This is a genomic window from Thalassotalea coralli, from assembly GCF_055786205.1.
In genome coordinates this window covers 397,257-410,691 of the sequence record NZ_JBVVBK010000005.1, presented here as the reverse complement: position 1 = coordinate 410,691, position 13,435 = coordinate 397,257, and the positions used below count along the sequence as shown (strand labels likewise).

At 39.0% G+C, this 13,435-nt stretch carries 15 protein-coding genes and 1 tRNA gene; 11 read left to right on the top strand and 5 right to left on the bottom strand.

The window, feature by feature from the left end:
- Window positions 1-44: 44 nt before the first annotated feature.
- From ACOB80_RS14970 to ACOB80_RS14940, 7 genes are all read left to right on the top strand, one after another.
- Window positions 45-121 (top strand) — tRNA-Arg (locus ACOB80_RS14970).
- A gap of 493 nt (window positions 122-614) precedes the next feature.
- The gene (locus ACOB80_RS14965) at window positions 615-881 is read left to right on the top strand and encodes an OadG family transporter subunit (RefSeq protein ID WP_473166654.1); all 267 of its coding nucleotides are present in this window, start codon (window positions 615-617) and stop codon (window positions 879-881) included.
- A 17-nt stretch (window positions 882-898) separates the two neighbouring features.
- The gene (oadA, locus tag ACOB80_RS14960) at window positions 899-2,677 is read left to right on the top strand and encodes a sodium-extruding oxaloacetate decarboxylase subunit alpha (RefSeq protein WP_473166653.1); all 1,779 of its coding nucleotides are present in this window, start codon (window positions 899-901) and stop codon (window positions 2,675-2,677) included.
- An 8-nt stretch (window positions 2,678-2,685) separates the two neighbouring features.
- Window positions 2,686-3,819 (top strand): sodium ion-translocating decarboxylase subunit beta, encoded by a 1,134-nt coding sequence (locus ACOB80_RS14955; RefSeq protein WP_473166652.1) that lies wholly within the window; start codon window positions 2,686-2,688, stop codon window positions 3,817-3,819.
- A 283-nt stretch (window positions 3,820-4,102) separates the two neighbouring features.
- Window positions 4,103-4,576 carry a hypothetical protein gene (locus ACOB80_RS14950; RefSeq protein WP_473166651.1) on the top strand — a complete coding sequence of 158 codons (474 nt, stop codon included), beginning with the start codon at window positions 4,103-4,105 and terminating at the stop codon, window positions 4,574-4,576.
- A gap of 303 nt (window positions 4,577-4,879) precedes the next feature.
- Window positions 4,880-5,776, top strand: coding sequence for a DMT family transporter (locus tag ACOB80_RS14945; RefSeq protein ID WP_473166650.1), 897 nt, complete (start codon window positions 4,880-4,882; stop codon window positions 5,774-5,776).
- On the top strand, window positions 5,773-6,225 hold the full coding sequence (locus ACOB80_RS14940) for a GNAT family N-acetyltransferase (protein WP_473166649.1): 453 nt from the start codon (window positions 5,773-5,775) through the stop codon (window positions 6,223-6,225). The genes ACOB80_RS14945 and ACOB80_RS14940 overlap by 4 nt, the downstream gene beginning before the upstream one ends.
- Before the next feature lie 72 nt (window positions 6,226-6,297).
- Here the strand turns inward: ACOB80_RS14940 and fur are convergent, their stop codons facing one another.
- From fur to ACOB80_RS14915, 5 genes are all read right to left on the bottom strand, one after another.
- Window positions 6,298-6,741 carry a ferric iron uptake transcriptional regulator gene (gene fur, locus ACOB80_RS14935; RefSeq protein ID WP_473166648.1) on the bottom strand — a complete coding sequence of 148 codons (444 nt, stop codon included), beginning with the start codon at window positions 6,739-6,741 and terminating at the stop codon, window positions 6,298-6,300.
- 249 nt (window positions 6,742-6,990) lie between these two features.
- Window positions 6,991-7,518, bottom strand: a complete 528-nt coding sequence (fldA, locus tag ACOB80_RS14930; RefSeq protein ID WP_473166647.1) for a flavodoxin FldA — start codon at window positions 7,516-7,518, stop codon at window positions 6,991-6,993.
- Between the two features lie 23 nt (window positions 7,519-7,541).
- Window positions 7,542-7,823: a LexA regulated protein gene (gene ybfE, locus ACOB80_RS14925; RefSeq protein WP_473166646.1), complete on the bottom strand. Its 282-nt coding sequence runs from the start codon at window positions 7,821-7,823 to the stop codon at window positions 7,542-7,544.
- A 4-nt stretch (window positions 7,824-7,827) separates the two neighbouring features.
- Window positions 7,828-8,049: a DUF2788 domain-containing protein gene (locus tag ACOB80_RS14920; RefSeq protein ID WP_473166645.1), complete on the bottom strand. Its 222-nt coding sequence runs from the start codon at window positions 8,047-8,049 to the stop codon at window positions 7,828-7,830.
- 112 nt (window positions 8,050-8,161) lie between these two features.
- Entirely contained in the window at window positions 8,162-8,929 is a 768-nt protein-coding gene (locus ACOB80_RS14915) for an alpha/beta fold hydrolase (protein WP_473166644.1), read from the bottom strand.
- A 133-nt stretch (window positions 8,930-9,062) separates the two neighbouring features.
- Between ACOB80_RS14915 and seqA the strand changes: the two genes are divergently transcribed.
- From seqA to astE, 4 genes are all read left to right on the top strand, one after another.
- Window positions 9,063-9,632, top strand: coding sequence for a replication initiation negative regulator SeqA (seqA, locus tag ACOB80_RS14910; protein WP_473166643.1), 570 nt, complete (start codon window positions 9,063-9,065; stop codon window positions 9,630-9,632).
- A gap of 16 nt (window positions 9,633-9,648) precedes the next feature.
- On the top strand, window positions 9,649-11,292 hold the full coding sequence (gene pgm, locus ACOB80_RS14905) for a phosphoglucomutase (alpha-D-glucose-1,6-bisphosphate-dependent) (protein WP_473166642.1): 1,644 nt from the start codon (window positions 9,649-9,651) through the stop codon (window positions 11,290-11,292).
- 165 nt (window positions 11,293-11,457) lie between these two features.
- Window positions 11,458-12,177 (top strand): GGDEF domain-containing protein, encoded by a 720-nt coding sequence (locus ACOB80_RS14900; RefSeq protein WP_473166641.1) that lies wholly within the window; start codon window positions 11,458-11,460, stop codon window positions 12,175-12,177.
- A gap of 116 nt (window positions 12,178-12,293) precedes the next feature.
- Window positions 12,294-13,367, top strand: coding sequence for a succinylglutamate desuccinylase (astE, locus tag ACOB80_RS14895; RefSeq protein ID WP_473166640.1), 1,074 nt, complete (start codon window positions 12,294-12,296; stop codon window positions 13,365-13,367).
- Window positions 13,368-13,435 lie beyond the last annotated feature (68 nt).

The following is a 13,435-nucleotide window of genomic DNA, read 5'->3' as shown; positions in this document are numbered from 1 at the left end:
GGTTCGCAATCCTTACATCAGGATTTAAAACAACGATTGACCGCGGACGCGTAGCTCAGCTGGATAGAGTACCTGGCTACGAACCAGGCGGTCGCAGGTTCGACTCCTGCCGCGTCCGCCACTATTTAAGAAACCAGCCTTATGGCTGGTTTTTTTACGTCTGTACCTTTCTAACATACCTATTCTGTATCTCAAAAAATTACTGTTCTAGATCAATTAGGCTCTTGATAAAACTATGTAATGATACTTTGATAGAAAGTTTCATAGTATTGTGCAAGCAGGCTTATCAAACTTTGCTATGCTCTTTTAGCGTTAAGTATTTTTTGAAATGAATAAAATTTTCAATCGTCATTCACTAATACTTTATGAATAGGTGCTCTACTTAAACCCGAAAGAGCTGTAGCTGCCTATAAACCATAAGAAAAAAATAGTATAGCTTAGTTGTTATATAACTAATTAACTGACTAAATATTAAAAAGTGTTGAATAATTACTTAAAAAAGCTTTTTTAGGGTATTGACGAAGTATTATTTTTATGAAAATCCAAAATAGTGTTTGCATTTTTATAATTGGAGTGATTATTCTAATTCCACTTTCAACTTGATGGATTAAATAATGGACAATTTAAATCAACTTTTTGTTGAGGCTGGCACCTTAATGCTTGCCGGTATGGTCTTTGTTTTTGCTTTTTTAGGCATATTGGTTGTTTTTATCAATCAAGTATTATTAAGACTTGCCAAAAAATTTCCAGATCCTGTTGTTCAATCAACTCCTAGAAAGCCAGCGGCACAAACTAATGTTCAAAGCTCTGGTGTTTCGCCACAAGTTGTCGCAGCTATTGGTGCGGCAGTCCAGCAATATCGAAATAAGAATAGTAAATAACAAGGGAGCACATTCACATGTCAAAGCCATTAGGAATTACTGAAGTTGTATTGCGAGATGGTCATCAATCTCTGTTAGCAACACGTTTACGATTAGAGGATATGCTACCTATTGCACCCACGTTAGATGAAATAGGATTTTGGTCTATTGAATCTTGGGGGGGCGCTACCTTTGATTCTTGTATTCGTTATTTAGGTGAAGATCCTTGGCATCGAATTCGCGAGTTGAAAAAAGCGATGCCAAACACTAAACAACAAATGCTGTTTAGAGGTCAAAACATATTAGGCTACCGTCATTACGCTGATGATGTTGTCGAAAAGTTTGTTGAAAGAGCACATGTCAACGGTGTCGATGTATTTAGAATCTTTGATGCGATGAATGATATGCGTAATTTACAAACGGCAATTAAAGCGGCAGTAAAAGTTGGTGCACACGCTCAAGGCACACTTAGTTATACTGAAAGCCCAGTTCATACGCTAGAGGGCTGGTTAACTATGGCCAAGCAACTAGAAGATATGGGCGCTCATTCACTGTGTATTAAAGACATGTCAGGCTTACTTAAGCCATATGATGGTGCAGAGTTAATTTCACGCCTCAAAGAAACTGTTTCATTACCTATTTCCTTGCATTGTCACGCAACAACTGGCTTAAGTGTTGCAACTCATATGAAAGCAATTGAGTCAGACATCGACGTTATTGACACATCAATTTCTTCTATGAGCCAAACGTATGGACACTCACCTACAGAAACTATTGTGTCGATCGTTGAAAATACTCCTCGTGATACTGGCTTAAATATGGAAAAGCTCGCTGAAGTGGCGGCATATTTCCGAGATGTGAGAGAAAAGTACGCTAAGTTTGAAGGAAGTTTAAAAGGTGTTGACGCTAGAATTTTATTAGCGCAAGTACCTGGTGGCATGTTAACTAACATGGAGAATCAGCTAAGAGAGCAGGGGGCATCAGACAAATTTGATGACGTACTTCAAGAAATCCCTCGCGTGCGCGAAGATTTAGGTAATATTCCTTTAGTTACGCCAACGTCACAAATTGTAGGGACGCAAGCGGTATTAAATGTATTAACGGGTGAGCGTTATAAGTCGATTACAAAAGAAACCTCAGGTGTTCTGAAAGGTGAGTACGGTGCAACTGCGTCACCGGTTAATGCCGAGCTACAAGCACGAGTTCTAGATGGCGCCGAAGCTATTACTTGTCGTCCGGCTGATTTACTCGAGCCAGAAGTTGATAACCTTACTGAAGAATTACAGTCTATCGCAAAAGAAAAAAATATTAGCTTAGCGGATGATGTTATCGATGATGTATTAACGTATGCGCTATTTCCACAAATTGGCCTTAAGTTTTTGGAGAATCGTAACAATCCAGACGCTTTTGAACCTGTACCTACCAAAGAACCAGCACAGCCACAATCTGCATCAAGTGCAAAGCCGTCGACAGGACAAGCGGAAAGTTATTCTGTAAGTGTGGATGGTAAAGTCTACGAGGTTGTTGTTGGTCCTAGTGGTAGCGTAGCATCTGTTGAGTCTGCAGCCGATGCCGCTATTAAACAAACCGCATCTGTTGCAGCAGAAGAAACGCTTAATGCACCTCTTGCTGGAAACATATTTAAAGTATTGGTCAATGAAGGCGATCAAGTGTCAGCAGGTGACGTTGTTATCGTGATGGAAGCGATGAAAATGGAAACCGAAGTTCGCGCAGCGACAGATGGTCAAATTGTAGCGATTAACGTCCGAGAAGGCGACTCAGTTGGTGTTGGCGATGCATTGTTAAGTTTGGCGTAGGTGATTTCATGGAGCAATTACATACACTTTGGATGTCCACTGGCTTAGCAAATTTTGAGTCAGGGCAGGTGATCATGATGTTAGTTGGATGCGGTTTATTGTATCTGGCAATCGTGAAAAGTTTCGAGCCTTTACTTTTAGTACCAATGGGGTTTGGCGCTATCTTAACCAACATACCTGTCGCTGGCTTTTCTGAAGTAGGAGGACTGTTACACTACGTGTATTATGCGGGTATTGATACTGGCATATTCCCTCTGCTTATCTTCATGGGCGTGGGGGCAATGACAGATTTTGGTGCCTTGATAGCGAACCCTAAAACCCTGTTTTTAGGGGCTGCTGCGCAGTTTGGTATTTTCGCGACTTTATTTGGTGCGATTGCACTAAATGCTGTACCAGGTTTTGAGTTTTCTTTACAAGACGCTGCAGCTATTGCCATTATTGGTGGTGCTGACGGCCCAACAGCTATTTTCTTGGCGTCTAAGCTGGCACCTGAGTTACTTGGTGCAATTGCCGTAGCGGCATATTCATATATGGCATTGGTACCTATTATTCAGCCACCTATTATGAAAGCTTTTACGAATGAAGAAGAGCGCAAGATTGAAATGGCACAGCTTCGTCATGTGACTAAAGTAGAAAAAGTTATATTTCCACTTGGTGTGCTGTTAATGACTATTTTCTTTTTACCGGCCGCTACGCCATTAGTGGGAATGTTCTGTTTAGGTAACCTGATGCGAGAATGTGGTGTTGTCGATCGTTTAAGTTCTACCGCACAGAATGAGCTTATTAATATTGTCACCATTTTCTTAGGGCTGGGTGTAGGCTCGAAGTTAAGCGCAGACGCTTTCTTGAATGTAGAAACCTTGGGGATTTTGGCATTAGGTGCCGTTGCTTTCTCTATTGGTACAGCGTCTGGGGTACTGATGGCTAAGTTAATGAACAAATTTAGCAAAGAGAAAGTGAACCCGTTAATTGGTGCTGCAGGTGTGTCTGCGGTGCCTATGGCGGCACGTGTTGCTAATAAGGTGGGCTTAGAAGCAAACCCTCACAACTTCTTGCTAATGCATGCGATGGGGCCAAACGTTGCTGGCGTATTAGGGTCAGCGGTTGCCGCAGGTATATTGCTTGCCCTTGTCGGCCAATAGCGTTGGATAATAGAAGTGTTCAATAGGATTCGGCAATAGAGTAGTCAATTAGGCTGGCTATAAAGGCAGGTAAAACAACATTGTTTAAAAAAGTCGAGTAGTATTGCTCGGCTTTTTTCGTTAATAAGTATTAAAAACTATATAAGTAACAAGCGAAAAATCTAATTTAAGTTGGTTCACTTCTATTCTCTGCAATTTGTTGCATTAGCTTTACAAATCATAACAGTTGCCTCTGTTGAGTTAACTTACACTAATCATAGACAATTCGTCGGTGGAGTGTGTTATGACTGATTTTTCTATTTCTCAAGTGAATTCGCTAACTTCTTATTCTTTAGGAAGTACAGGTTCGAATAACATGCAAAGTACAGCACAAGAAGCAATGTTATCTGATGACTCTAATGAGGTGCCTGAGCTACCAAATGCTCCCGAAAGTTCTATTCCTGGAGAGTCTGAGCCGTTAGAACCAAGTGAAGAAGCTAAACAGGCTGCGAATGTTCTTTGGAACGCTAACCTAATGCAGGCTTACTACGATAGCCAAACCAGTGTTATGGAGAATTATATGTTTCCAGATGAAGAAGATACAACAGAGGGTTCAAACTCTGCTATGTCAATATCAGACCAATATCTTGAGCTTTTAAAGTTAAGGCGCGAGCTTACGCCCGAGAAACAAACGGATTACAACCTGTATGATCTAGGGGCTTCTAATGGAGGCACTTTAGCAGGAGATTCTAATTCAATTGTTTCGATAAAGGTTTAGGCGTTTTTTCTAACTTAGTGGCTTGACACACGTTAGCTAAACAAGCAGTATTGAAAGACTTGCAAAGCAAAAAATGATTTTTACTTAACTTGAAATGAATAACGCTCTAACGATCGCAAATCCTATGTGTTGGCTCAACAATGACATTCAGTTGAATGTCCGTTGGGTATCACTTATTGCGGTTTAAAAAGAGCTTTATATTGTTAAAACCGCAGCTTAGCTTCTGCGGTTTTTTCATTTTTACATCAAAAAAAATCGCAGGCTGCACGCTGCAGACATTGTCATAAAATAAGGAGCGAGACAATGAAAGTGCCTTTGGCCTATTTAGCGGTTGTTATCATCTGGTCGACTACTCCGCTAGGTATAGTTTGGAGTAGTGAATCTGTAGAACCTACCTTAGCTGTGTTATTACGAATGGTTATTGCTTGGCTGATTGGCCTTGTGATTCTTGGTTTTACAAGCATCAAAGTTCCGTGGCATGGTCAAGCGCTTAAGCTCTATATTTACTCTGCAATAGGTATTTTTGGCGGCATGTCACTTTCATACGCAGCAGCTCGAACATTACCTTCTGGTTTAATGTCACTCATTTTTGGCTTAGCACCGCTAATTTCCGGATTGCTAGCGCAAAAACTCAATGATGAACCTGCATTTACATTCGGTAAGAAAATGGGGCTAGTAACGGCATTTATTGGTTTAGGTGTTGTTTGCGTTGATAGCTTAAATGTTAACAATCAGGCAATGACAGGTATTTTCTATATTCTATTAGCTGTGTTTTTCTTTAGTTTAAGTGGTGTCATGGTTAAACGAATTTCATTAACGATTAATCCCGTTGCGACTACCTTTGGCGCGTTAACCTTTAGTACGCCGATGTTTTTACTCATGTGGTTAATTTTTGGTGGCTCATTAAATTATGAACAATGGCAACCTAGAGCTATCGTAGCAATCGTCTACTTAGGTATATTTGGCTCTATGATAGGGTTTGTTGCCTATTTTTACGTACTGCAAAAGCTAACGGCAAGTACTGTAGCTTTAGTGACTATGTTAACGCCTGTATTCGCGTTAGCGCTAGGGGCATGGCTGAACGATGAGCCTCTAACTATTAAGTTACTGATTGGGGCGGTATTTGTTATCGCTGGCTTGACCTGTTTTCAATGGAGTAGCAAACTTGAAGCTATGATCAGGCGACAGGAACGAGTATGAATCAGCAAGTAGCTACGTTGTCGTTTAGACAAGCAACTCGCTATGACATTCCTTTTTTACTAGCGCTTAGAAAGCTGAGTATGACCGAGCATTTAGAAAAGGCAGGTTTGATATACGGCGATGAACAGCATCTTGCGAGAATAAATGAGTATTTTACTGACTCATTTATTCTTTTGCTAAAAAATCAAGAAATAGGGTTAATGAAGCTAGGTCAGCATGCCGAACATTGGCACATTAGACAATTTCAAATCATGCCGAGGTACCATAGAAAAGGCATTGGCAGGCAAGTCTTAGCGTTATTGCAGAGAAAGGCTGCTGAGCGAGACCTACCCATCACCCTTAACGTATTACTAGATAATCCTGCACTAAGTCTCTATCAGAGGATGGGCTTTAAGATCGTCAGTGAAAACCAACTTGAGTATCAAATGCGTTGGCAACAAGGTATTTGACTTAGCTGTATATGTGGCAATAAAAAACGCTCCTATGACAGGAGCGTTTTTTATTTATAGCTGAAAAGTGCGTTAGCTTTGAGAAGTTCGGTAACTTTCACATGCCTCTTCATCTTCACATTCACCGTATAGGTATAAACTGTGGTTAGTTAACTTAATATTGTGGGAGTTAGCGATATCTATTTGTCGCTGCTCAATAACGTCATCTTCAAATTCGACAACTTTACCACACTTTAAGCAAACTAAGTGGTCATGGTGTTTCTTGTGACTAAGTTCAAATACAGACTTACCACCTTCAAAATGGTGACGAGTTACAATTCCAGCATCATCAAATTGGTTTAATACACGATATACAGTTGCTAAGCCGATTTCTTCGTTTTGATCCAATAAAATCTTATATACGTCTTCAGCGCTAATGTGCTGATTGTTCGGATCTTGCAAGATGGTTAAGATCTTTACACGCGGTAATGTGATCTTTAATCCAGCTCTTTTTAGTTCTTCATTTTGATCTGGCATGAAACGACTTCTCAAGTGATTCAATAAAAATTAAATTATAGGTGTAAACTTAAAGAGATAAAAGGGAAATATTAAGGCATTTATTTGATTGTATAAAATTAGATCCTTTTAAACCTTATGATTTGTAAGGTTAATTTGGCTGTTTTACCGATATTAAAGATATTTCATCACCTATCGCAAACTTGTTTACTACCAATATAAAAAAGGCCTGCTATAGAGCAGGCCTTAAATAACTGATTATCTAATTTATTAGTCTGCTAGCTCAGCAAGACACATTTCATCGTAAACTTGGTTAACCCATTTTTCTACACGCTCATCAGTAAGCTCTGGTTGACGATCTTCATCAACACACAAACCAATGAAAGTGTTTTCATCAATTAGGGCTTTTGAAGCTTCAAACTCGTAACCTTCATTTGGCCAATTTCCTACGATTATTGCACCTTTTGATTCTACGATATCGCGTAATGGCTCCATCGCATCACAGAAGTATTCTGCATAATCTTCTTGATCGCCTAAACCAAAAATAGCGACTAATTTATCGGTAAAATCAATTTCTTCTAATTCAGGTAAGAAATCATCCCAGTCACACTGGTTTTCACCGTAGTACCAAGTAGGAATACCTAAAATAAGTAAATCGAAAGCGGCAATATCTTCTTTAGTGCTTTTGGCAATATCCTTTACCTCAACCATTTTCTTACCCAGTTTTTTCTGGATCATTTTGCCTACTGCTTCAGTATTACCTGTGTCACTACCGAAAAATAAACCTACAATTGCCATGAATATTAAACCTTTCTCTTTCGTTAACTATCAGTATCTGATATTGCTTTTACTAACAATGACTCTATCAACTCACCGCGACTACAACCTGAATCTTTAGCGATTTGATCAAGTTGTTCGATTAAATTCTCGTGCATTTTAAATTCAACACGTTTTAAGCCGTTACTTCTGTCGCGTTTTACCTGATTACGTTTATTAATTTTTACCTGAACACTACGAGAGTGCGGATTAGTTTTAGGTCTACCTGGACGTTTATCATCACCAAATAGATCTATAGTGGTTAAATCAGCTTCTTGTTTAGCCATGGTTTTATCCTATACCCTGACTTTCCCAGATAAACTGGATTACACCTTTTGCAATGAAACCTGCACATCCTAGAAACAATACGAAATAAACAACGTATTGACCCATTTTAGGTACATCATTTTTTTTCATGACATCATTTATAGATAAACCAATGAAAATAAAGATAAAAAGGAAAAATAAATTTAACCCAATGGTTTCAATTAACGCAAAATGTTCAGCAAGCATAATTCACCTTCAAAAATTCAGGCGCGACTATAGCATAATGCTGTCAACATGGGCATATTTTTTACTATAAAAAAGGTTGCATATGCAACATAATTGTTAAAAAAAGTGTCCTTTATTGATCTTGAACGAAATTTTCGACAATTTTACTGAAGGCGACGGTTTTTTCTGCGTGCAGCCAATGTCCAGCACCTTGGATAATCTTGGCTTTAGCATTAGGGAATAGCTTGCCTATAATTGACTGGTGTTCTTGCGTAATATATTGTGAATTTCCTCCTTTGATAAATAGAGTAGGTTTATCAAAGTGGTTATTACCTTCATAGCCTTTCATTACTTCAGAGTAGCCTAGCGTTATGTTTTCTAAGTGACAACGAAAGGCAAAGCCTACGTCGGTCTTAGTGAGGTTTCGTAAAAGAAATTGGCGCACGCCAGCTTCATTAACATAGTGAGAAAGTGTGACGTCAGCATCTTTTCGGCTCGAAATAGTGGCTAAATCAATTGCCGCTAGACCTTTTAAAATCTCTTGATGGTGAGGTGGATACTGAACCGGAGAAATGTCAGCAACAATGAGCTTAGTGACTTTATCCGGATGATTTAACGCAAGTTGCATTGCAATTTTTCCACCCATCGAATGACCTAGTACTATAGCGTTATCAATAGATAGATGCGCCATTGTATCTAATACATCTTGTGCTAACTCATCATAGTTCATTTCCGGTAATTGAGGTGAACTACCATGATTTCTTACATCTAAGTTGGTTATAGTAAAGTGCTCGCTCAACGGCTTAGCCACCATGTTTAGATTTTCTAAACTACCTAGTAACCCGTGGATAAGTATTACGTGGTCACCTTGACCGGTTTGTTGAAAATTGAGAATAGCCATTTAGATTTGTTTAGTTTTTAGTACGATATAACGGCAAAGTATAACGAATTTTTAAAGTTAGCTAAATTATTATAGAGAGAAGCAGCGAAGCTCAGTATAATCGAGCCGCATTTTTTAGAATCAAGGTAAATAGATGAAACATATTGAGATTGACGAAGAACTATACCAATACTTAGCTTCACAGACCCAATTTATTGGCGAAAGTGCGTCTTCTATTCTTCGTCGCTTATTGTCATTGCCAGGTGCACAGCAATCTCCACAACCTATTGCGAAAGGTGAGCAAGTTACTGCTAGTTTTGCGCCAACTAATGAAGAGCCTGTAGTAGAAGAAGTGCAGGAAGATGCTGAAATAGAACCAGCAGATAATGGTAATGTTTTCGACTTTATAAATAAGCAAGAATTAGCCACTCAACGCGGTGTTGTTGGTCGATTTTTGTTGATTCTTTCTGCTTTACATCGTGTACATCAAGAAAAGTTTTCTGCCGTATTAGCCATTAGAGGTCGTGATAGATTGTATTTTGCTGAAAGTGAACAAGCATTAGCTGAAACTGGCAGCAGCACAAAACCGCGTCAAATCCCAGAAAGCCGATTTTGGGTAATGACTAATTCAAATACTACGCGTAAAAAAATGATGATTACTGAAGTAGCGAAAGCGTTAGGTTATGACAGTGAACAAATTGAAGAGATCAGAGATTTACTATAACTAAGGACAAGGAATTATGAGTGTTCATCCACGTGCGGGCCAACTAGCACAGCAACAAGATTTAGATAATATTCCTCAAGTTGTCAGTCATTACTATGTAAAGCAACCTGATATTAATATTTTAGAACAAAGAGTTAGCTTTGGAACATCTGGTCACCGTGGGAATGCGACAAAAGTTAGTTTCAACGAATTTCACATCATTGCAATTTGTCAGGCGATCGCAGAGTTTAGGCAAGAACAAGGGTTTTCCGGCCCTCTATTTTTAGGTAAAGATACGCATGCGCTATCTGAACCTGCGTTTGCTACAGCATTATCTGTATTAATCGCTAACCATATTCCAGTGGTTGTTCAAGCTGATCTCGGCTTTACGCCAACACCTGTTATTTCACGTTTAATTATTGAGCATAACAGGCACAGTTCAAGTGTCGCGGATGGCATTATTATTACGCCTTCACATAATCCGCCAGCAGATGGTGGCATTAAATATAATCCTCCACATGGTGGACCTGCTGAAGGTGATATCACGAAGAAAATAGAAAAAAGAGCCAATGATATTATCGCTCGCGGATTACTTGATGCTAAACAAGCAACGTATGAACAAGCGATTGCTTCTAATTTACTGACTAAACAAGATTTTATTGGCTTTTATTCTGAACAGTTATCTCAGGTCATTGATCTAGAAGCCATAGCAACAGCAAATGTAAAAATTGGTGTTGATCCTCTTGGTGGTGCGGGTATTGATTATTGGCCTGTTATTGCTAAGCAACACGGTTTGAATTTGGACTTAGTGAATAACCGTATTGATCCAAGTTTTGCATTTATGACACTCGATAAAGACGGAAAAATTCGCATGGATTGTTCGTCACCTTATGCGATGGCTTCATTAATTGCCTTAAAAGACGATTATGATGTAGCGGTCGGCAACGATGCGGACTTTGATCGTCATGGAATTGTTACCGCGTCAGGTGGCTTGATGAATCCAAACCATTACTTAGCCGTGGCGATTCATTATTTAATGACTCATCGTGATTGGCCTGCGACGGGAAGAATCGGTAAAACACTTGTTTCTAGTTCTCTTATTGATCGTGTAGCTAAATTGTTAGACAGACCCTTAGCAGAAGTTCCTGTGGGCTTTAAATGGTTTGTTGATGGCTTGCATGATGCGAGCTTTATTTTTGGTGGTGAAGAAAGTGCTGGAGCCTCGTTTGTAGCAAAAGATGGAAGTTGTTGGACGACAGACAAAGACGGTTTTGTCATGACATTGCTTGCTGCAGAAATTAAAGCGGTGACAGGTAAAGATCCATATGAATATTATCAAGAACTCGCCAAGCAGTTAGGTGAAGCGTGCTATGGTCGTGTCGAAGCGCCGGCTTCTTTAGAGCAAAAGCGAGTATTAACCAGTTTAACTGTAGAAGATATTCACATTGATCAGCTTGCAGGTGAAAAGGTTGAAAGTATCTTAACTAAAGCACCTGGTAACGATGCACCAATTGGAGGAATTAAAGTGAGTACCAGCAACGGTTGGTTTGCGGCTAGGCCTTCAGGAACAGAAGATATTTATAAAATCTATGCAGAAAGTTTTATCGATAAATCTCATTTAGATACTATTATTTCTGAAGCGCAACAATTAGTCACTGAACTTTTTACTCAATCTAAATAATGCATTGAATGTGTAATTGTCTGCTAAATTACTGAGAAAATTTAGCAGTCAAAGAAAGTTTATTAACAACTTTGTTACAATTGTTTTTTGGATTTCTGTCTATAGTTAAGGTATAAGCTTTACTAACTAAACAAAATAATAATAAATATGCCCCATCGCCAGTACATGCATAAACCCACTGTTATAAAAGATTTAATCATCATGTTGGTGGTTAACCTTTTGCTATGGGGATTATTTGTTAAAGTTGATGCCTTAGAGCTTTTGTATCATGCATCTCGAGAAAATGAAGCGTTAGAATTAGATGAATTAATTCCGTTAGGTATAACAATTGGTCTGAGTTTACTTATCTTTAGTTATCGCCGCATCAAAGAACTTGGATTAATGGCACAAACTCTCGAACAAATGTCGTTAATTGACCCATTAACAGGGTTACCTAATCGTCGAGCAGGTCAAATCAGCTTATTATCTTGGTATGAACTAGCAGAGCGTAAAGGCCAAGAGTTTACCGTTTTTCAAATTGATTTAGATGACTTTAAAAACGTCAATGATCTATTCGGGCAACTTGTCGGTGATGATGTACTCAAGTCTGTGGCTAACCGTTTAAATAGCCAGCTACCTAAAGGCGCATTACTGTGTCGCTGGTTAGATGATAATTTTATTGTTGTTACCCCATTAAACCCTAGTATTACACCTCAACAGTACGCGCTTGATTTCCAACAGTTGGTGAGTAACAAAATCTTTAGCTCGACTATAGATGTGACTTGTTGTGTTGGTTTTGCTAGCTATGCGAAAAAACAATCCTTAGAAGACATGCTACATGATGTAGGTGACGCACTCGCGGTTGCTAAGCACAAAGGCAAAAATCAGGTTCAAGGGCATACATAGTAACAATTAGTTAAGTAATAATTAGTTAAGTAATGTTGGTGGTTAGCTAAATTTTAAGCGCGGTAGCTCAAAATAAAGTACAATAGCGGCACAATTTCCTAATAAAAGTAATCCTCTTGCACCCAATCGTCAGCCAATTACTAACTAATGGAGACTTTCTGTCTCTATCTCGTCAGAATCCATGGACACTTGAATCGGTGGAGCCATTCGTTGTTTCTCATAAAGATAGCAATAAACAAAGCAAAGTCTCAATAATCGAGACAGGTATTATTTGCTTTGAACCACTATCAGTAACATCTGAAAAAGATATTGTCCTATCTAGTGGAATACATGGCAATGAAACAGCCCCTATTGAAATTTGTGATGAGCTAGTTAAGCAACTTCTTTTAGGTGAGATCTCTCCGGCACACCGTACGTTATTTATTTTTGGTAACTTAGCTTCAATGGATATCGCCGAGCGCTTTGTCGAGGAAAACATGAATCGTATGTTTTCAGGTGGCCATTCGCTAGATCAAGGTCAAGGCCCTGGTCTAATTAACAAAGAGCGGGAACGCGCACTTGTCATTGAAAATGCCGTTCGTGATTTTTATCAAACAAGTAATGATACAGGCTCAGGTGCTGTGCGTTTACATTATGATTTGCACACCGCTATTCGAGGTGCAAAACATGATAAATTCGCTGTTTATCCATTTTTACATGGCAAACCGAGAAAGCCTGAACAATTGCAATTTTTATTAGCTTGTGGCGTGAATACGATATTGCTTTCAAATTCACCGACAACGACGTTTAGCTATTACTCATCTAATGAATTTGGTGCTGACGCTTTTACTGTCGAACTAGGTAAGGTAAGACGGTTTGGTGAAAACGACATGAGTGAATTTGCTCAAGCCAAAGAAACGTTAACTCGTTTAGTTAAAGGTGAAGACCTCGCGCTCAAACCATATGATGAAAACGATTTTCATATTTTTACTGTCGCGCAAATAATTAATAGAAATAATGAAGACTTTAGCCTGAATTTTGCTGATGACGTTGAAAACTTCACCACGTTTGAAGCAGGGGATGTGTTAGCGATAGATGGCGGTGAAGAAATAAAAGCTCAGCAGTCTGGTGAAGGAATTATATTTCCTAATGCCAAAGTTGCTATCGGGCAAAGAGCATTACTAACTGTTGTACCAGCTCCTTTAAATTAATTATTTTATCACTGAACAATCTACGAAAAAGTACTGATTTTTACGTAGAGATCACAATAAATGTTAGT